15 protein-coding genes are annotated in these 19,882 nt (G+C 38.5%); 9 read left to right on the forward strand and 6 right to left on the reverse strand.

Annotated features, from left to right (window positions below; all coding sequences use genetic code 11):
- The first annotated feature begins 560 nt into the window (after window positions 1-560).
- From A3Q33_RS03960 to A3Q33_RS03975, 4 genes are all read left to right on the forward strand, one after another.
- Window positions 561-1,739, forward strand: coding sequence for an acyl-CoA dehydrogenase family protein (locus A3Q33_RS03960; protein ID WP_081178812.1), 1,179 nt, complete (start codon window positions 561-563; stop codon window positions 1,737-1,739).
- A complete protein-coding gene (locus tag A3Q33_RS03965) occupies window positions 1,736-3,010 on the forward strand; it encodes a CaiB/BaiF CoA transferase family protein (RefSeq protein WP_081178813.1) in 1,275 nt (424 codons plus the stop codon). Before A3Q33_RS03960 ends, A3Q33_RS03965 begins: the two co-directional genes overlap by 4 nt.
- Window positions 3,007-4,092, forward strand: a complete 1,086-nt coding sequence (locus A3Q33_RS03970) for an acyl-CoA dehydrogenase family protein (protein ID WP_081178814.1) — start codon at window positions 3,007-3,009, stop codon at window positions 4,090-4,092. The genes A3Q33_RS03965 and A3Q33_RS03970 overlap by 4 nt, the downstream gene beginning before the upstream one ends.
- 69 nt (window positions 4,093-4,161) lie before the next feature.
- On the forward strand, window positions 4,162-5,133 hold the full coding sequence (locus A3Q33_RS03975) for an NAD(P)H-dependent flavin oxidoreductase (RefSeq protein WP_081178815.1): 972 nt from the start codon (window positions 4,162-4,164) through the stop codon (window positions 5,131-5,133).
- Between the two features lie 10 nt (window positions 5,134-5,143).
- Here A3Q33_RS03975 and A3Q33_RS03980 read toward each other — a convergent pair whose 3' ends face one another.
- Both A3Q33_RS03980 and paaG read right to left on the reverse strand, forming a co-directional pair.
- Window positions 5,144-6,061 (reverse strand): LysR substrate-binding domain-containing protein, encoded by a 918-nt coding sequence (locus tag A3Q33_RS03980; protein WP_081178816.1) that lies wholly within the window; start codon window positions 6,059-6,061, stop codon window positions 5,144-5,146.
- A gap of 293 nt (window positions 6,062-6,354) precedes the next feature.
- Window positions 6,355-7,146 (reverse strand): 2-(1,2-epoxy-1,2-dihydrophenyl)acetyl-CoA isomerase PaaG, encoded by a 792-nt coding sequence (gene paaG / locus A3Q33_RS03985; RefSeq protein WP_081178817.1) that lies wholly within the window; start codon window positions 7,144-7,146, stop codon window positions 6,355-6,357.
- A 371-nt stretch (window positions 7,147-7,517) separates the two neighbouring features.
- On the opposite strand from paaG, the gene A3Q33_RS03990 reads away from it, so the two are divergent.
- The 5 genes from A3Q33_RS03990 to nhaC all read left to right on the forward strand — a co-directional run bounded on the left by A3Q33_RS03990 (window position 7,518) and on the right by nhaC (window position 14,928).
- On the forward strand, window positions 7,518-9,176 hold the full coding sequence (locus tag A3Q33_RS03990) for a thiamine pyrophosphate-binding protein (RefSeq protein ID WP_081182275.1): 1,659 nt from the start codon (window positions 7,518-7,520) through the stop codon (window positions 9,174-9,176).
- A gap of 27 nt (window positions 9,177-9,203) precedes the next feature.
- Window positions 9,204-10,406: a pyridoxal phosphate-dependent aminotransferase gene (locus A3Q33_RS03995; protein ID WP_081178818.1), complete on the forward strand. Its 1,203-nt coding sequence runs from the start codon at window positions 9,204-9,206 to the stop codon at window positions 10,404-10,406.
- 9 nt (window positions 10,407-10,415) lie between these two features.
- Window positions 10,416-11,924, forward strand: a complete 1,509-nt coding sequence (locus A3Q33_RS04000) for an aldehyde dehydrogenase (RefSeq protein WP_081178819.1) — start codon at window positions 10,416-10,418, stop codon at window positions 11,922-11,924.
- Between the two features lie 34 nt (window positions 11,925-11,958).
- Complete coding sequence (locus A3Q33_RS04005; protein WP_081178820.1) at window positions 11,959-13,299, forward strand: MmgE/PrpD family protein; 1,341 nt, start codon at window positions 11,959-11,961, stop codon at window positions 13,297-13,299.
- 117 nt (window positions 13,300-13,416) lie between these two features.
- Window positions 13,417-14,928, forward strand: coding sequence for a Na+/H+ antiporter NhaC (nhaC, locus tag A3Q33_RS04010; RefSeq protein ID WP_081178821.1), 1,512 nt, complete (start codon window positions 13,417-13,419; stop codon window positions 14,926-14,928).
- 422 nt (window positions 14,929-15,350) lie between these two features.
- Here nhaC and A3Q33_RS04015 read toward each other — a convergent pair whose 3' ends face one another.
- The 4 genes from A3Q33_RS04015 to paaF are packed head-to-tail and all read right to left on the reverse strand — an operon-like array spanning window position 15,351 to window position 19,877.
- Window positions 15,351-16,238: a LysR substrate-binding domain-containing protein gene (locus tag A3Q33_RS04015; protein ID WP_081178822.1), complete on the reverse strand. Its 888-nt coding sequence runs from the start codon at window positions 16,236-16,238 to the stop codon at window positions 15,351-15,353.
- 39 nt (window positions 16,239-16,277) lie between these two features.
- Window positions 16,278-17,507, reverse strand: coding sequence for a 3-oxoadipyl-CoA thiolase (gene pcaF, locus A3Q33_RS04020; RefSeq protein ID WP_081178823.1), 1,230 nt, complete (start codon window positions 17,505-17,507; stop codon window positions 16,278-16,280).
- Window positions 17,507-19,075 carry a 3-hydroxyacyl-CoA dehydrogenase gene (locus A3Q33_RS04025; protein ID WP_081178824.1) on the reverse strand — a complete coding sequence of 523 codons (1,569 nt, stop codon included), beginning with the start codon at window positions 19,073-19,075 and terminating at the stop codon, window positions 17,507-17,509. Before A3Q33_RS04025 ends, pcaF begins: the two co-directional genes overlap by 1 nt.
- Window positions 19,076-19,088: 13 nt before the next feature.
- The gene (gene paaF / locus A3Q33_RS04030) at window positions 19,089-19,877 is read right to left on the reverse strand and encodes a 2,3-dehydroadipyl-CoA hydratase PaaF (RefSeq protein ID WP_081178825.1); all 789 of its coding nucleotides are present in this window, start codon (window positions 19,875-19,877) and stop codon (window positions 19,089-19,091) included.
- Window positions 19,878-19,882: the final 5 nt, after the last annotated feature.

Consider the following 19,882-nt stretch of genomic DNA (forward strand, 5'->3'; position numbering starts at 1 on the left):
GTCTCTATGATTTACCGGAATAACAGCTGTAAGAAGTAAACTAATTCAAAGTTACATGCTTAATTAGTTATATTGGTGGCTTATAACCTTATTAACAATGGGTAATAAGTTCGGCTAATCATATTTTTAATTTAAAATTTTTGATAACGTAAAAATATAGCTTTCCGCTTGCAATAGGTGCAAGTTGACATTTAAATTTTAATATTCGATAAAGTTTAACCCTTTTATTTTGCTTAATCTTTTTTAGAAAGCTATCTGTAGCTCGCTAAATAAACCTCTTATTAATTTATTTAGGTTTATCCCTCAACAACAGTATTTTATAAAATAAATTTTAGACAATCAATTTAAACAAATAATACAGAAAATAAATAAGAATATAAAAACAGCAACTTAAACATCAATTGATTACATTTAACACCAAATCAAAATCTATTCACACTCGGCTGAATCCAATTCTCTTGTGCCATTTGTTAAAGCAATTCAACATAGTTTCATGTTTCGATGTAAACAAATTCGAACTTAAACTATTGCTGAATTTTATAACAGCCTCGGAGATTGATATGCGGCTAATACCAACAAATGATGAACTAAATACACTTAGACAAGAGGTGTTAGACTTTTGTGAAAAAGTTATACCTGAAACTACAAAAGGACTTGAAAGACAAGGAACAATGAGTGATGGAGATTCGATTGAATTTTATCGTCAGCTTGGCCAAGCAGGTTGGATTGGCCGACATTGGCCAGAGCAATATGGTGGTAAAAGTTGCAGCCATCTTGAAACTTTCATTATAGATGAAGCACTCGGTTATGCTCGAGCACCTTTAAGTGGCTATTTATTATCGGTAAAAGTATTTGGTAATAGTTTGATGATATTTGGTACCGAAAAACAAAAAGCTAAGTATTTACCAATGATCACGAGTGGACAAGCGATACTCTGTCAAGGGTTCTCAGAGCCTAGTGCTGGTTCTGACTTTGGCTCCTTGCGCACATCGGCTCGTTTAGATGGCGACGAATATGTAATCAATGGTCATAAAATATGGACGTCAAGTGCCGAAGTTGCAACCCACATGTACCTTGCTGCTCGAACAGATCCAGATGCAATAAAGCACCGAGGTATAAGTACTTTTGTACTTGATATGAAAACTGTTGGTGTGACTGTAAATACATTTGAAACATTGGGGGGTGGAGTTATTAATGAAGTTTTCTTCGATAATGCCCGCATACCTGCAGAAAATTTAATTGGTGAATTAAATCGCGGTTTTCATCAATCAATGAAGAGTTTAGATTTAGAACGCTCTGCTATGGATAGAATTGGTGCAGCTAGGCGCGCACTAGATGATTTATCAAAGTATATTCATAAGTTAGGTACCGCGCCAGACGGTGGCTGCTTATCTGATGTCCATGCAGTTCAAGAAAAAATGGCTGAATTATATAGTCAAGCTCAAGTTTCGCGTACTTTCGGATACTTGATTGCACGTCATTTAGACGCCGGCACCGGGGCTAGTAACGAGTTTTCTTACGGTAAGTTATACATTGGCTTATTATCGCAAGCGATAGCTAATGCTGCTGTTGATATGATTGGCACTCGAGCTCTCTTTGAATATGGTTCCGAATTAGCCGTAAATGATGGTTTATTAACCGCACTTTATCGCGCAAGTCCTGCGTTAACACTTGCTGGCGGTAGTAGTGAAATACAAAAGAGCATAATCGCTACACGCGGTTTGGAGTTACCTCGATGAGTGATTCAAGCAATAACCTCCCCTTAAACGGCATTAGAATTATTGATTTTTCTGGCTATGTGGCCGGTCCTTTTTGTTGCATGTTGCTAGGTGATATGGGGGCTGATGTAATTAAAGTCGAATCTCCGACAGGTGAACAATGGCGTCATCAAGACCCTTTTGCACCGGGTGTTAGCCAAAGTTTTATGGCACTAAACCGTAATAAGCGTTCTGTTGTTTTAGATTTAAAAACATCTGAAGGACGTGATAATGCAATAAAATTATTGGAAACTGCCGATGTTATGGTTTCTAACTTTAGACCAGGTGTTGCTGAGCGTTACGGTCTAGATTACAAAAAATTAAAGGATTTATTTCCACGCTTAGTCTACACCACTAATACGGCTTATGGTCCCACTGGAGATCGAAGTATTCAACCAGGATACGATCTAGTTGTTCAAGCTTTTAGTGGATTATTAAGTTCTAACCCTGCACCGGATGGTGGTGTACCTAAACGTTACGCTGGCGTTGCATTAGTAGACTTTACAGCCGGTCATTATATGCTTTACGGTATTATGTGTGCGTTGTTCCAACGTTATCAAACAGGTAAAGGGCAAAAAGTGGAAGCGTCTCTGCTTGAGGCAGCCTTAGGCTTGCAGCGTCAAAAAATGCTCACCGTTGAAGGTGCTATAGATTTACCTGTCAAAGAGGGTAATACCATTGAGCAAATGGCGGCGGTATCAAAACGCTCTAATGCCTTTGGTGCGCGTGAATTGTACTATCGTACTTACCAAACTTTAGATGGCTTTATTACTGTTGGTTGCTTGAATGTGCCTCAACGTCTTATTTTTCTTAAGTTGCTGGAAATGGAAGACCCTTGGCACACGAACCCAGACGGTATTCCTGAAACAGAAGAGATAGATCAAGCACGTAGACAACTATCCTTGAACGCTGAAGAACGTTTTCTTAAACGAAATACGCAAGAGTGGGTAGGACTTTTCGAAGCACAAGGCGTGCCTAATGCTCCCTTGCAAATGCTTGAACAAGTGATGAAAGATCCACAAGTAGTTGATAGTAATTTCCTATATGAGTATGACTATCCCGGCTATGGCAAAGTACAGAGTGTTGGCACAGGTGTTCGCGTTGGGGAGGGAGGAAAAGTACGTAGACCACCACCTCGCTTAGGAGAACATACTGAAGAGATCTTGCAGGAAATAAATAACTCAAACACTAACAAAGCAGCCAAATCTTATGTAGATGCTGAAAAAATTAATTTAGTTGGAGGAAGACGATGAATATATCTAACCATTTACAAAACTATGATGAAAATGCATCGATGACGGACCTTGAAGCTGAAATGGTTCGAAGTGCTGCGCAAAGCTTTGCTGTCACTGAAAGTCCGTTAACTGTAGTTCGTTCTGCAGAAGCTGGTGATTGGACATTAGCTAACAAAAGCTGGGCGAAACTTGCCCAGTTAGGTTGGTTAGAAATGCTTCAATATGTTGAAACAGAAAGTGAAGGGTTGATCTCAGCTTGTATTATCGCAGAAGAGCTTGGGCGCGCTGCTTACCCACTACCTTTTGCTGAAGTCGCTGTTTTGGCTCTGCCTTTATTAGCCCAATATGCAGAAGATAAAGTGGATGTAGAAAGCTTTAGTACTGGCACTAAAAGAGTCTCCTTTGCTATTCCTTCAAATGGATTACCAACTAAGCTTGAGCGACTACCTGAATTTAATTCAACGAGTGTATGGATCGCTAACCAATTAGAAAGTGCAGAGTTATTAGTTGTTCCTGCGCTCCAAAACGGACAGCCTGTACTTGCACTTATCAATAAGCCGACTTCTGGTTGGAGCTCTACCTCAATGCCTGACTTAGCGAATAATGCGTATAGCAAAGTTTCACCTAACGATTTAGTTAACGCTGAATATATACCCGTGCAATGGGAATCACTAGCTAAAGCATTTGATCATTTCCGTCTAGTTACCTGTGCTTACATTGTAGGCCTCTCATCTCAGGCCACTGATATTGCGGTTGAGTATGCTAAGGAACGCATTGCGTTCGACAAACCAATTGGAAGTTTTCAAGCAGTTCAACATCGTTTAGCAGAGTCTGCGTTAGAACTATCAGCTGCACACTTATTAGTAAGAGAAGCTTCGGTAACAGGGGATAGAAACCAAGTCGCGATTGCCTGTATTCAAACATGTGAAGCAGGTAAAAAATCAACATTTACTGCTCAGCAAATATGGGCAGGTATGGGGTATACCATGGAAGTGGATGTTCAATTATTTTTCCGTCGAGCTCGAGCATATCAACTATTACTGGGTGCTCCATGGGAGTTACGTGAAAGAGTTTGGGCCGAAGTTGTTCCACATCACTAGCAATGAAGTTAATAAATAATAAGTAACAAAAACAATTTCCTTGCTTAACCATATTTTGGAGAAAAAATAATGTTTAAAACACGTTTAACAGAGTTATTAAATATCAAACACCCTATTATTTGTGGTGGGATGTTCCGCCTAGGGCGAGCTGAACTAGCAGCAGCTGTGTCAAATGCTGGTGGTTTAGGTATTATTACCGCTGCCACTTTTCCTGATGAAGAAAGTTTCCGTAATGAACTGCACTTATTGAAATCACTAACAAATAAACCTTTTGGTGTGAATATCAACTTATTCCCTACTGCACGAAATTTTCAAGCACAAGATTATATTGCTATGTGTATAGAAGAAGAAGTACAGGTCATAGAAACGTCAGGGCGAAACCCAGAAGAGTATATGAATCAACTCAAAGCAGCTAATATGAAAGTTATTCATAAAGTACCGGGAGCTCAATATGCCCTAACTTGTGAGCGAATTGGTTGTGATGCTGTAAGTGTTGTTGGTAACGAAACTGGGGGTCATCCAGGGATGTCTGAAGTTGGTACTATGGTTATGATTCGAAAAGCTGTAGAAAATGTTAGCATCCCTATTGTCGCGGGCGGCGGAATAGTTGATGGTTCAGGTTTAATGGCTGCATTAAGTATGGGGGCAGAAGGGATTATTATGGGTACACGCTTTGTTGCGACTCAAGAATGTCCTGCTCATAGTGCAGTAAAAGACTGGATGAAAGGTGCAAGTGAAGACGATACAGTTATAGTACAAAAAACTATTAAGTCTCCTACCAGGGTTGCAAAAAATGGTATGGCCCTACGAGTACTAGAGCTCGAAAAAAGTGGCGCGAGTTTAGATGAGCTGATGCCTTTGATTACTGGAACAAGAAATCCATCAGTATATTCTGAAGGTAATCTCGATGATGCAATATGGTCTTGCGGACAGGCTGTAGGTTTAGTGGAAGATATTCCAACCTGTCAGGAACTAATAGATCGAATTATGTATGAGGCAAGCACATCTTTAGCAAGAGTAAATTCGTTATATTACAAATAATTTATACTTATTAATTAGTCTTAATTGAATGTTCAGCTTGATCTTTTGGCTGACATTCTTCTAAGAGCCATTCACGTAAATGTACTACATTTTCAAACTTAGCATGATGCTCTGGATAGACTAAATAATAACCTTTCCCTGTTTTAGCACGAACAGAGTAAGGCTCGATTAATCGTCCATTTTTTAAATATTCAACCACGTAGGGCATTCTTCCAATAGCAATACCCAAGCCTGAGGATGCGGCTTCTAAAACTAAGCCTCTACTGTCTAAATCTAACCAGTTTTCACTACTAAAGTGTTCATTGCCTGTTTCTTTTATCCAATCTTTCCATTCTTCTGGTGCTAAACTACATTGTATTAATGTCTGTTGCTCTAGTTGTTTTAAATTATCTATGCTTGGCAACTCATCAATAAGATCAGGACTACAGACTAAAAGTAACTCGTCTTCCATTAAAAAGTCACTTTGTAAACCGAGCCAATTTCCATCGCCGTATCTTATAGCTGCATCAATATCTCCGCTGCTAAATTCAACAGGAGTAGTAGCGCTAAGCAACTTTATATCAAGATTTGGACAGCGCACTTTCAGTTTTGGTAATAATAATAACAGCCAACAAGAAGCTAGAGAATGTAGCAACTGCAAGGTTAATGAAGAACGTTTACCTCGCTTTAACGTTGAATTAGTTGCATTTTCTAGACGATCGAACACATCTTGGATTTGTTCTAAATATTCAGTACCTATGTTGGTTAATATTGGTTTACCTTTTTCTCTGTGAAAAAGTTGAACACCCAAAAACTCTTCTAACGATCGCACTTGATGACTAACTGCTGATGCTGATAGACATAAATCTTCGGCTGCTAGTTTAAAATTATTATACCGTGCTGCAGCTTCAAAAGAGCGCAAAGCTGCGAACGGAGGGAATCTACGCATTTAGTTTAACTCCAAATAATAAAGCACACCAATAAGCGTACGTGCTCTTTTCTTGTTTGATTTTAATGATTATTTTTCATTAGTTCAATGTATTATAAGTAATGTATTGTATGATTCATCGTAGGAGTGCAATTGCTGCGAAGTATTGAGTCTAAATAAGTATGTTTAATAACTCAGTAAGTTATGAAATTTATTTTTGATTACTAAACTAGGAAACTTGTTAATCAAAATCATGACACACTTATGCTAACTCGATGAATGTTCAAATCTAGTTAGCATCTATAATGTTATTGTCATTTACCCGTAAAGTTTGGTCGACGTTTTTCTATAAAAGCAGTGACACCTTCTTTGTAATCGTCACTTTGTCCGGCTAATCTTTGTAAGTCACGCTCTAAATCAAGCTGTTGATCCAAAGTGTTGTGGGGTGAGCACTGTATTGCTTTTTTTATTAGCGCCAGACCTGAAGTAGGTTGTACGGATAAATCAATTGCCATTTTTAGTGCTTTATCATAAAGCTCATTTGGTGGATAAGTCTTCCATATCATCCCCCAACGTTCTGCTTGTTCAGCGGTTATTTTTTCACCCAAAAGTGATAACGCCATTGCTCTAGGAATGCCAACCGCATGTGGGAGTGTCCATGTTCCACCTGAGTCTGGCACAAGACCAATTCTACTGAAAGCTTGTATGAAACTTGCCTCGGTAGAGGCTAAAACAATATCACAGGATAATGCTAAATTGGCGCCCGCACCTGCTGCAACACCATTTACCGCACAAATAACAGGTAGTTTAAGTGAACGAATTAGTCGAATCATAGGATTGTAGTTTTTTTCTATTGATTCACCAAGGTCAATTGGTGCTGCGTCTGGATCAAACTTCCGTTCATCTAAATCTTGCCCAGCACAGAAACCTCGACCATTCGCTGTGATTAACAGACATCGAATATTATCCTCAATGTTTACTTTTTTGAGAACTTCACGTATTTCTTTGTGCATTAATTGATTGAAGCTATTTAATTTATCAGGACGATTCAATATTAAAATAGCCACGCCTTTATTGATCGAAAACTCAATATGTTTATATGACATTAAAAATACTCGTTAGTAATATTATTTAGAGCATATTGGCTTTTTTAAAAATAATCACAAATGAAACAATTTCAGCATGATATGAATTTTTTAAAGTGCTCTGTCTTACTGTAGTGTGTGTCTTTATATTCAAGAAGAATATTATTCACTTACCAGCAAAATTAATTCGTTTGCAGGATTCTTTTACATTGGACTAAAGTGTTGATACATCCTTAATACGGTTTGATAAATAATTTGCTAAGAAGCTTTTATCCAAATGTGAGTTAGCAAAAAAGTAATAAAATAGTGTGTATCAACAACAAGACTTTTTTGTAAAAATTAATTAGTTAATGTTAATACATAAAATAAATTTATGAATGAGTGAACGTGTAATGACAAAACGTACTGGCGGTAGTGTATTAATAGAAGCATTAGCAATAAATGGAGTTGATAAAGTATTTGGTGTACCAGGCGAGAGTTATCTTTCCGCATTAGACGCTTTGTATCAACACGAAACGGGTATGGAGTATATTACTTGCAGACAAGAAGGTGGTTCAGCTTTTATGGCTACATCTTATGCTCGTTTAACGGGAAAAGTTGGGATTTGCTTTGTAACACGAGGACCTGGTGCAACAAATGCTTCGATTGGAGTTCATACTGCATATCAAGACTCAACCCCTATGATTTTACTTATTGGTCAAGTGCCGCGAAAAAATATTGAACGTGAAGCGTTTCAAGAGATAGATTACCGCCGTATGTTTGGTCAAATGTCAAAGTGGACTGCACAAATTGACGATCCTGCTAGAATCCCTGAATTTATCAATCGCGCGTTTCAGGTGGCACAATCTGGTCGCCCGGGTCCTGTAGTGCTTGCATTACCTGAAGATATGTTACGAGAATTTACTGAAGTTGCTGATTTATCTCCAGCTGTACCTGTGCGAACCTGTCCTGGAACTGCTGAACTTGCTCAAATGCAAACGATGCTTTTAGCATCAAAGAAACCTTTAGTTATCATCGAAGCTGCTTGCTGGGAAGATGAACCTCGTTTAGCTTTCGAAGCTTTTTGTCTCCGCAATAATATTCCGGTAGCAGCAGCTTCTCGACGACAGAGTTTGTTTGATAACCGCCATGACTGTTACGTTGGTGATGTCGCTTGGGGAAACATTGCTAGTTTAACAAAAGCTATTGATGAATGTGACTTATTAATAGCTTTTGGCGCACGTTTAGATGAAGGTACAACGTGTAAATATACCGTGCTTACCCCACCAGTTTTAAAACAAAAATTTATTCATATTTACCCTCAAGCTGAAGAGTTAGGACGTGTATTTAAAGCTGACTTGATGATCAATGCAGGTATAAGTGAAATGGCGTTAGCACTAACTGATATTGACTTAACCACTAGTAATGAATTAGCTGAATGGCGTGAAGTACTTCGAGAAGGGTATTTGCAGTCTTTGATTGCTGAACCGCAGCCGGGTGATTTAGATATGGGACTGGTTATGACTCACTTACGTGGAGTATTACCACGAGATGCAATTGTCACAACTGGTGCTGGTAACTGTTCTGATTGGCCTAATAAAATTTATCAATATAGTGGAAAAGGCACAAATTTATCATCCGTAAGTGGTGCTATGGGTTACGGTGTTCCCGCGGCTGTTATGGCAAGCCTTGTACATAGAGAACGCACTGTCGTTTGCTTTTCTGGCGATGGTGACTTTTTAATGAATGGCCAAGAATTAGCTACTGCGATTCAGTACGGAGGCAAGCCCATTATTTTAGTTATTAATAACGGTTTATACGGCACTATTCGTATGCACCAACAACGACGTCACCCTGGCAGAGTAAGCGGTACTGAATTGGTTAATCCTGACTTTGCTGCTTTTGCAAAATCTTTTGGTGCATATGGCGAAACAGTAACTCGTACTGAAGACTTTGCTGATGCCTTTAAGCGCGCTCAAAATTCAGGGGTTGCAGCTGTTTTAGAATTGCAAATAGATCCTGAATCAATTTGTTATAACTGCCCACCTTTAAGTGAGCTACCAACTCTTTAGTTATTAATTTAAATGGAACGAGACATAATGCCAGAATTTAATAAGCAGCTTGAACGTTTTCAGCCCTCGGCAATAAATACAGTATTCTCCCTTGCAAGCAGACTTAAAGCAGAAGGAAAAGATATTATTGACCTGAGTATTGGTGAGCCAGATTTTGATACGCCAAAGCATATTAAGCAAGCAGCGATTGAAGCTATTGAAGCTGACCAAACTAAGTATACGCCATCTGATGGCGCTAACGATTTAAAGCAAGCAGTTATTAATAAGTTACAGCGAGATAATAATTTAAGCTACAACATAAATCAGATCGCAATTGATAGCGGAGTTAAGCCTTTGTTATTCCACGTAATGAAAACAATATTAGACGAGGGAAACGAAGTTATTGTGCCAACTCCATGTTGGACATCATACCCAGGAATGGTGATGCTGGCTGGTGGTGAACCTGTTTTTGTAGCTTGTCCTCAAGAAAAAGGTTTTAAGTTACAAGCAGCTGATCTTGAAGCGGCGATTAATGAAAATACACGTTTAGTAATTCTTAACTCACCAAGTAATCCAACGGGGGCTGCCTATAGTCTTGAAGAAATGAAAGCATTGACAGATGTTTTGCTTAAATATCCTCATGTATGGGTAATAGCTGATGATATTTATGAGCATATTGTTTTTGACGGTTTTGTTAATTCAAATCCAGCAGCGGTTGAACCTAAGCTATTAGATAGAACGATAGTGCTTAATGGTGTTTCAAAGGCTTATTGTATGACAGGCTGGCGTATTGGTTATGCGGCTAGTTCAGAGAAATTTATGCAAATGTTACTTAAAGTGCTTTCTCAAGCTACGGGCTGCCCCTGCTCTGTTAGCCAAGCAGCAGCAATAGCAGCACTTGATGGGCCACAACAATATTTGCAAGACTGGGCTAAAACTTATCAAGAAAGACGAGATTATTTAGTTAACCGCTTGGACGCTATTGAAGGTATTGAATGTAACTCTCCTGAAGGAGCTTTTTACTTATATCCAGGTTTTAAGGGCCTTTTAGGTAAAATAACACCTCAAGGAAACACGATTAAAAACAGCATAGACTTCGTTTCTTACTTATTAGAACAAGCACTTGTTGCTGTTGTTCCAGGTAGTGCTTTTGAATACGACAACCATTTTCGTTTGTCTTATGCTACGTCCTTGTCTGAGCTTGAAAAAGCGTGTGATCGAATTGAATTAGCAGTCGAAGCATTAAGTTAGGAGATAGTTATGTTGAAACATTTACTTGAGAAAAATCATGCCTTTTGGCAAGCAGAGGCGAAAAACGTACGGATTGAAACCGGCTTGTATATAGATGGTGTATACAGAGATGGTGCAGATCGCCATACACTTGAAACTGTTAATCCTGTCAGTGGTGAAGTCATTGGTGAATTAGCTATTGCCACAAAAAAAGATGTTAATGAAGCTGTTGCTTCTGCTAAACAAGCATTCAAAACAGGAGTTTGGTCACATATTTCACCACGTAAACGAATGGAAGTGCTATTCAAATTTGCTGATTTGGTAGAAAAAAATGCGGCTAAGTTAACTGTACTTGAAAGTTTAGATATGGGTAAACCCGTTACTAGAGTACTCACAGCCGACCTACCCGAAGTTATCAGTACTATTCGTTATTTTGCTGAATGTATTGATAAAACTGAAGGGGCAGTAACAAATACTGATAGTAGTGCCTTTCATTATATTTTACGTGAACCATTGGGTGTCGTAGCTGCAATAAGCCCATGGAACTTCCCCATGATGCTAGCTATGTGGAAGGTTATCCCTGCGTTAGCAGCGGGCAATACTGTTGTACTTAAACCAGCGGAACAGTCACCATTGAGCTGTTTATTTCTAGCTGAATTATTTACTGAAGCCGGGGCTCCTGATGGCGTTTTTAATGTGATCAATGGGCCAGGTGAAATTTCAGGTAAAGCGCTAGCTCTTCATATGGATGTAGCTAAAATATGCTTTACCGGATCGACAGAGGTGGGTCGGTTAATGATGGTCTATGCAGGACAGTCAAACCTGAAAAAAGTATCTCTAGAGTGTGGTGGTAAAAGTCCACAGATTATTTTAGCCGATTTACCAGATTTAGATGAAGCTGTTGATGCAGCTATCGCGGGTATTTATGCGAACTCAGGTCAAGTTTGCAGTGCAGGATCAAGATTGCTGGTTGAGCGTTCAATTCATAGTGAATTTGTAAAACGTTTTACTGAAAAAGCTAGAACTGCATTTATACCAGGTGATCCACTGGACCCTAAAACAACTATGGGCCCCTTAGTTAGTCAAAGTCATTTCAATACGGTCATGAGTTATATCGAAAAGGGAAAAAATGAAGGTGCGACCTTGTTATTTGGTGGTGACAAGCCAGAAGGCTTTAATGGAGGTGCTTACATCCAGCCAACCCTTTTTGACAATGTCACCTCAGATATGACTATAGCTCGTGAAGAAATATTTGGTCCTGTCGCCGCGATTATTCCCGTCAATGACGCCGACGAAGCGATACGTGTTGCAAATGATAGTATCTACGGTTTAGGTGCATCGGTTTGGACACGAGACTTGAGGAAAGCACATAAAATGGTAAAAGAAATTGAAGCTGGAACTGTTTGGGTAAATTGTTATGGTGATGGTGATGCAACGCAGCCTTTTGGTGGTTACAAGCAATCAGGACATGGGCGTGATCGCGGGATGGGCTGCTTACTGTCTTATACCCAAACTAAGTCAGTTTGGCTTAAATTATAAATAGTCACTATTTACGAAAATAATGAGGATTACCATGGCTCTTACAGTTTCAAAATTTATTCAAACGTTACGCTATCAAGATATACCAGAAAATGTCTTAGCTGTTATGCGTCGTAGTTTATTAGATACCATCGGTGTTGCTGCCATTGGTACAACGACCAAAATTTCAGGCATTGTTAAAGAGTTTGCTCGAACCCAAATGCCAGCGGGGGTTGATAGCGCAGCATCTCGATTATTATTTTCAGGTTTAACAATTAGTCCTGTAGGCGCAGCTATGGCTGGAGCATTCACCATTGACTCCATCGATGCTCACGATGGCTACTCTAAAGTTAAGGGGCATGCGGGTTCTGGTATATTTCCCGCAGTTATCGCCGTTATCGATGATTTAACTCGTCAAGGAAAAGAAGTTAATAGCCAAGATTTATTTGTTGCTTTGACTATTGGTTATGAAGTCGGGTATCGCTCAGGGTTGTGTATGCATGGTACTGTTCCTGATTATCATACATCTGGCGCTTGGACTGCTGTGGGTGCTGCTGCTGCCGCCGCATATTTACTAAAGCTTGATGAAGAACAGATACGTCATGCTATTGGTATCGCTGAGTATCATGGGCCTCGTAGCCAAATGATGCGCTGTATTGATCATCCGACAATGTTGAGAGACGGCGTAGGCTGGGGAGCACCATCAGGTGTGTCGGCTGCCTATATGGCACAATTGGGTTTCACTGGCGCCCCAGCTATTACTGCCGAAGGCGAAGATGCTAAGCCTTATTGGGATGATTTAGGTGAAAGATGGGAAGTTAACAACACACATTATAAAGCCTACCCTGTTTGTCGGTGGGCGCACCCAGCAATTGATGCAGTACATGACTTAATGATTAACAATAGACTTGTTAGTGATGATATTGAGCGAGCGCGAATTAAAACGTTTCATTATGCTACTCGCCTAGCTGGGCATGCCCCTAAAACAATGGATGAGCTAACTTATGCATTGGCCTATCCATTTGCCATTATGGCTGTCCATGGTGAAATAGGACCTAAACAATTACAAGAAAGTATTTTACAAGATAAAGAGGTTCAACGAATTAGTTTAGCCACGGAACTTGTTGATGATGAACATTATACTGCGATCAGTATCGATAAACGTTGGGCGGATGTAACTTTATATTTAAAGGATGGTAGAGAGTTACAATCCGATGCACGCACCCCAAGAGGTGACCCAGACAATCCTTTAACTGATAAAGAAATTAGTGATAAATTTCACTTGCTTGCTGATGATATTATTGGTGTAAAGCGAGCAAACAAAATTGAACAGCTAATTGAAGAGGTTAATTTTGATTTAACTCAACTATTAATACTTATCACTGATAAATGTTAATTGAACTGATACTTTTGAATAAGCGCTCATTTTTGACTTTATTATATTTGAGCGCGTTTTTTTATTTTTAGGGGATTCATTTATTCCTACTATACTTAATTTATAAGGAACTTAAAAATGCAAAGTCCCCAAAAAAAACCATCTCTTCTGATTTCGTCTTGTCCTGTCATTGTATTAATACTGTTAATGTTTTTGAATTTTTTACTTGAAGATAATGCAATACCTACCCTGTATATACTCGTGATTAGTTCGTTTTTTGCAGGTGGCATATCATTGTTACATTTAAAAATCCCTTATAATGAAATAGAGCTAGGTATGCGTAAAGCTATTGATTCCGCAATGCCCGCTATATTAATTATTTTTATTGTAGGTTCATTAATTGCTGCATGGATTATGTCGGGCATAGTGCCAATGTTTATTTATTATGGTTTGCAACTTATCAATCCAAGTTACTTTTTATTTGTGGCTTGTTTGCTTTGTTGCATCATATCACTGGCGATAGGATCAAGTTGGTCGACTGCCGGTACTATAGGCATAGCATTAATGGGTATTGGTGAGTCTTTAAATATTCCTTTAGGGATGACTGCTGGCGCGGTTATTTCAGGTGCTTATTTCGGAGATAAAATGTCACCGATGTCTGATACTACAAACCTTGCGCCTGCTATGGTTAGTACTGATGTAATAACCCATATTAAGCATATGATTTATAGCTCAGGTCCCGCTATTATTATTTCATTGATAATTTATTTATTGCTCGGTTTTTATTACACAAATGGCATTATTGATAATTCAGCATTAGAAGAGGTTAGAAAAACTATTACTGAACACTTTAATATAACGCCTTTATTATTATTTGTCCCTTTTGTAGTGCTGTATTTAGTCATAAAAGGAATATCGTCTATGCCAGCACTAATTACTGGGTTACTTTTAGCTGTGATTGCTATTCCTATTTTTCAGTGGCAATTACTGGTTAATATACTTGGCGGAGAAGTGACCTGGATGAGTGCTTATTCTTTAATATTCTCGACGCTTTCTAACGGTTTTAGTATAGAGACAGGCAACTCTATGATTGACCGATTATTTTCTCGTGGCGGTATGATTAGTATGACGCAAGTTAATCTATTGGCGATAGTCGCAATGGTTTTTGGTGGGATAATGGAAGTTAGCGGTATGTTAACTCGACTTACCAATACTATTTTAAAATCGGTTAATAGTGTTGGTAGTTTGGTTAGTGCAACTATCGCAACATGTATTTTTACAAATATTACTGCAGCCAACCAAACAATGGCAATAGTACTTCCTGCCAGAATGTTTATTGACTCATATAAAAGCTTTAAATTACACCCTAAGAATCTTTCTCGTTGTATTGAAGATGGAGGAACCGTAACAGCACCACTTGTTCCATGGAATACAAATGCTGTCTATATGGCAGGTGTTCTAGGGATTAGTACAGGTGAATATTTATTTTTCGCTTTCTTTTGCTTATTAAGCCCAATTATTTCAGTCATTTTAGGATTTACCAATTTAACTATGACTAAGTTACCACTTAATGAAAACTTAAAAGTTGAAAAGGAACAAAACATTGAAAAAGAATCACTTAAAAAGCAAAAAAATATATTAACGTATTAAGTATTATAGAGGTATTGGTAATAAATTCACATTTAGTCAACGTCAAAAATCCTTTCAAATACCAAGTAAATTATTTACTCGGTATTTAATTGTAAAGTTATTACTAAAATTAAATAAACTCTAATTTTACTGAGCCGTAATTTAGTTGAAGCGAAATAAGCTTTAATATGGAGTTTTTAGCTAATTAACATTAGCTATCATTTAATAAAGAATTTTCGCAACATGCTATTTGAGATTGGATTAACTCTATATAAATTTTTCTCTACGATGGGATGTTTCTATATTAATAAAACAATAAGTAAAAAATCTAGTATTCAACTAGCGTTGAAAAAAAGAGACATATCTAAAACTCCAAATATAAATACTTTGGTCTTATAGTTTATTACGTTTATTACGTTTATTACGTTTATTCTCTTAGAAAATCATGGGGTTTTACATTCTTCAAGTAACCACTGCCTTAAATTTACTACATTAACGAAGTTTGCATGATGTTCAGGGTAAACCAGATAATAACCCTTACCTGTTTTCACTCTAATGGAATAAGGTTCGACTAAACGGCCATTTTTGAGGTATTCAGCCACATACGGCATTCTACCTATTGCAAGGCCTAAGCCAGAGGATGCTGCTTCTAATACTAACCCCCTACTATCCAGGTCTAGCCAATGTGAGCTGTTAAATGAGTTATTCCCTGCCGCTTGTAACCAGTTTTTCCACTCATCATCGGCTAAGCTGCAATGAATTAAGGTTTGCTGCGCCAGTTCTTCAATCTTTTCTATAGTCGGAAGTGATTTTGCTATTTCAGGACTACACACTAATAGTAATTCATCTTCCATTAAAAAATCGCTTTTTAACCCTAGCCAATTACCATCGCCGTAGCGTATAGCGGCGTCAATATCATCACTACTAAACTCTACAGTACCTGTAGCGCTAAGTAACTTTATATCGAGTTCAGGATGCCTGATTTTAAGTTTAGGTAGTAAGAACAATAACCAACAAGAAGCAAGTGAATGTAGTAAGTTTAACGTTAAAGATGACCGCTGACTTCGTTTAGTTACAGCATTGGTTGCCCTCTCTAAATGGTCAAAAATTTCTTTAATACTTTCTAAATAAACAGCGCCAACACTGGTGAGTATTGGCTTTCCTTTTTCGCGATGAAATAGCTGTATACCTAAATATTCTTCTAAAGATCTTACTTGGTGACTCACTGCTGAAGCTGATAAACAAACGTCTTCTGCAGCGAGTTTAAAATTATTATGCCGCGCTGCCGCTTCAAAAGAACGCAGTGCGGCAAAGGGAGGTAAACGTCGCATTATTAAATTACTCTACACACGAGTTTAATTTCGTCCTTGTTACTTCTCATGGTCATTAACTTGAACACGTTCAATGATCATAGCGATCCCTTGGCCTACACCTATGCACATACTACACAAGGCATATCGCTGTTCTGTGCGTTCAAGCTGGTACATGGCTGTCATAACAAGTCTTGCCCCACTTGCCCCTAACGGGTGACCTAAAGCGATAGCACCACCATTTGGGTTTACTTTTATTGAATCATCAGCTAAACCTAGTTCGCGCATCACTGCTAAACTTTGAGAGGCGAATGCTTCATTTAGCTCTATAACTGCCATCTGATCTAAAGTTAATCCTGTTTGCTTAAGTAATTTTTTGATTGCTAATGCTGGACCGAAACCCATTATCCTTGGTTCTATTCCGGCAGTTGCCATACCAATAATACGAGCTTTAGGTGTTAACCCATACTGAATAGCTGCTTCTTTAGATGCAATAAGTAGGGCGCAAGCTCCATCATTAACGCCAGAAGAGTTGCCTGCAGTTACCGAACCATTTTCTCTGAAAGGAGTTTGTAGTTTATTTAAAGCGGCTAAAGTGGTATCCGAACGAGGATGTTCATCCGTATCGATTATTAACGGTTCACTTTTTCGCTGTTGGATACTAACAGGGGTTATTTCTTGTGAAAATACGCCATTTTTTATTGCTGAAACGGCTTTTTTTTGACTATTAAAAGCAAATAAATCTTGATCAGCACGAGATATTCTAAAATCTTCAGCAACGTTTTCAGCCGTTTCAGGCATGCTATCAACGCCATACTCTTCTTTCATTTTTTTGTTAATGAATCGCCAACCGATAGTTGTATCAAAAGGACCATTGGTCACTCGGCTAAAGGCCGATTCAGCTTTACCCATTACAAATGGTGCTCGAGACATCGATTCACAACCACCAGCAATAATTAGCTGAGCTTCGTTCGATTTGATTGCACGTGCGGCAATACCTATAGCGTCCATGCCCGAGCCACAGAGCCGATTAATAGTATTACCTGAAACACATACTGGCATGCCTGCTAATAAAGAAGACATACGAGCGACATTTCGGTTATCTTCACCTGCTTGATTTGCGTTACCGTAGATTACATCATCAATTTGAGACCAATCTACTTGTGGGTTACGCTGTATTAATGCTTTTATTGGTATGGCACCTAAGTCATCTGCTCGAACTGAAGAGAGGCTTCCTGCATAACGACCAAACGGTGTACGAATTGCATCACAAATATAAGCGTTTTTCATCAACTTTTCCCTATTGTTGTATGGTTCTTGATGGATTGTAATTGTTGCTCTGCAACTTTACGTATTAATAGTGGTGAGGCACGGAAACGATCTTCACCATAAGTTTCAGCTAAGTTTTTCAAAATTTCTAACGTATAATTTAAGCCTATTTCATTAGCCCATTCGATAGGACCACATGGGTAGTTCATGCCAGCTTTCATAGCTATATCAATGGCACTTTCATCACAAACTTGTTGGTTAACTGCGTCAAAGCCTTCATTAGCTAACATACAAATGGTCCGCGCCAGCACCATGCCAGGAATATCGTCAATAATAATGACCGTTTTTTCTATTTTTTGAAAAAGTGCTATGGCAAAATTTAAAGTCTGTTGGGATATATTATTACAAGTTGAAATTGCAATAGATGTTGACTGTTGATAATTAAGGCTTAAATCAAAATGAATTAAGTTAGGGCACTTTATTCGAGTGGCACGTTCCACTGTGAATTGGCCGTTAGTTAGCATTAACGTGGCATCCCCAATTAGTATCTTCCCTGCTGTTTCAAGCGAGTCTTCCGATACGGAAACTCTGTCTATTGTCAGGCCATGCTGTTGGAATAGTGGTATAATACTTTCTGCGACACCTAAACTTCCAACAATAGTAATTGACGTGATATCGAGGTCGATAGAGCTTTGTTGACTATTTATTACTGGTTGTTTGTCAATATTATATTGATAAAAACCTCGACCGGACTTTCGTCCTAAGTGGCCGGCATCGAGCAGTTCCTTTTGTAACAAGGAAGGTAAAAATCGTTGATCGTGGTAAAATGCATCAAAAACTGAGCAGGTTACCGCATAATTTACGTCGTGCCCTATCATATCCATGAGCTCGAATGGGCCCATTTTGAATCCACCACAGTCTCTAAATAACCAATCAATAGTTGCAATGTCGGCAGCCCCTTCTTGATGTATCCGTAAACTTTCGGCGTAGAATGGGCGGGCAACACGATTTGCTATAAAGCCGGGGGTAGACTTTGCGTGAACCGCTAGTTTCCCCCAACTTATTGCTAATTCAAAAACATTATCGGCCACCTGTTTATCAGTATCTAAACCGCTGATAACTTCTACAAGTTTCATAATGGGGGCAGGATTAAAAAAATGCATCCCAATTAAGTTTTGTGGCCTTAATAGCTTTGAACCAATTGCAGTAATCGAAATAGAGGATGTATTGGAAGCTATAACAGTATTAACATCACAAATAGTTTCCAATTGACAAAATAAATTTTGCTTCAGATCAAGGTTTTCAACAATAGCTTCAATAACTAAATCTGCTGATGATAATTGATTAATATCAGAAGTTGGTATAATACGTGACACAAGTGCATCAACTTCTAACGTAGTGATACGATTACGTTGCACTAATTTATCTAGCCCTTTACGGATATTTTGAATCCCTTTTTGAGCTGCACCTTCTGCTACATCAAATAGTAATACTTGATGGTTAGCTTTTGCTGCCACTTGCGCTATTCCTGCCCCCATAGTACCTGCACCTATGACGGCTATAATAGAATCTGAGGTAAATTTATTCATATTATAATGACTCCTATTGGCCTTTAAATATTGGCTGACGTTTTTCAATGAAAGCAGTTATACCTTCGGTTCTATCATCTGTTGCAGCAAGTAGTATGAAAGCCTTTCTTTCAGCTGCAAGCCCTGCCGCTAGTGTGCTCTCATATGCGTATAGTAATGACTCTTTTGCTAGACGAACGGCTATCGGTGATTTATTAGCGATAACTTTCGCTAACTTTAGAGCTCGATGGTAACTTAGCTCCGGTAGTGTTATTTCACTAACTAATCCAAAGTTTTTAGCTTGCTCGGCATTAATAAACTCACCTGACAATACCATCTGCATTGCCATTGACTTCCCTACAGTTCTCAACAACCTTTGGGTGCCTCCAGCACCAGGAATAATACCTAAATTTATTTCTGGCTGACCTATTTGAGCGTTATCTCCTGCGATGACAATGTCACAGTGCATCATTAATTCACAACCAGCACCAAGAGCAAAGCCGTTTACCACTGCGATAATAGGTTTAGAGCAATTAGCTATTTTATTCCAAAATACTGGACGGTTATCATTGAGTAAACCAACAACATTCAATTGATTCATTTCTTTAATGTCTGCTCCTGCAGCGAAGACTTTCTCGCCGCCAGTGATGATAATAACTTTTATATTGTTATCTTTTTCAGCACTTGTTAGTACGTCAGCTATTTCTTTTAAAGCATTATTTCTTAGGGCATTGTAAAATTTCGGCCTATTCAGTGTAATAGTAAGAACACCTGTGTCTATTTGAGAAACCAAAATATCTTCGTGGTTATTATCATTTATCATATTAT

This window comes from Colwellia sp. PAMC 21821 (genome assembly GCF_002077175.1).
In the GTDB taxonomy this organism is placed as follows: domain Bacteria; phylum Pseudomonadota; class Gammaproteobacteria; order Enterobacterales; family Alteromonadaceae; genus Cognaticolwellia.

What these genes read in the sequence shown, in the direction of transcription:
- A3Q33_RS03960 (WP_081178812.1), top strand. Translation starts at nt 561, where the DNA reads ATGCGGCTAATACCAACAAATGATGAACTAAATACACTTAGACAAGAG.
- A3Q33_RS03965 (WP_081178813.1), top strand. Translation starts at nt 1,736, where the DNA reads ATGAGTGATTCAAGCAATAACCTCCCCTTAAACGGCATTAGAATTATT.
- A3Q33_RS03970 (WP_081178814.1), top strand. Translation starts at nt 3,007, where the DNA reads ATGAATATATCTAACCATTTACAAAACTATGATGAAAATGCATCGATG.
- A3Q33_RS03975 (WP_081178815.1), top strand. Translation starts at nt 4,162, where the DNA reads ATGTTTAAAACACGTTTAACAGAGTTATTAAATATCAAACACCCTATT.
- A3Q33_RS03980 (WP_081178816.1), bottom strand. Translation starts at nt 6,061, where the DNA reads ATGCGTAGATTCCCTCCGTTCGCAGCTTTGCGCTCTTTTGAAGCTGCA.
- paaG (WP_081178817.1), bottom strand. Translation starts at nt 7,146, where the DNA reads ATGTCATATAAACATATTGAGTTTTCGATCAATAAAGGCGTGGCTATT.
- A3Q33_RS03990 (WP_081182275.1), top strand. Translation starts at nt 7,518, where the DNA reads ATGACAAAACGTACTGGCGGTAGTGTATTAATAGAAGCATTAGCAATA.
- A3Q33_RS03995 (WP_081178818.1), top strand. Translation starts at nt 9,204, where the DNA reads ATGCCAGAATTTAATAAGCAGCTTGAACGTTTTCAGCCCTCGGCAATA.
- A3Q33_RS04000 (WP_081178819.1), top strand. Translation starts at nt 10,416, where the DNA reads ATGTTGAAACATTTACTTGAGAAAAATCATGCCTTTTGGCAAGCAGAG.
- A3Q33_RS04005 (WP_081178820.1), top strand. Translation starts at nt 11,959, where the DNA reads ATGGCTCTTACAGTTTCAAAATTTATTCAAACGTTACGCTATCAAGAT.
- nhaC (WP_081178821.1), top strand. Translation starts at nt 13,417, where the DNA reads ATGCAAAGTCCCCAAAAAAAACCATCTCTTCTGATTTCGTCTTGTCCT.
- A3Q33_RS04015 (WP_081178822.1), bottom strand. Translation starts at nt 16,238, where the DNA reads ATGCGACGTTTACCTCCCTTTGCCGCACTGCGTTCTTTTGAAGCGGCA.
- pcaF (WP_081178823.1), bottom strand. Translation starts at nt 17,507, where the DNA reads ATGAAAAACGCTTATATTTGTGATGCAATTCGTACACCGTTTGGTCGT.
- A3Q33_RS04025 (WP_081178824.1), bottom strand. Translation starts at nt 19,075, where the DNA reads ATGAATAAATTTACCTCAGATTCTATTATAGCCGTCATAGGTGCAGGT.
- paaF (WP_081178825.1), bottom strand. Translation starts at nt 19,877, where the DNA reads ATGATAAATGATAATAACCACGAAGATATTTTGGTTTCTCAAATAGAC.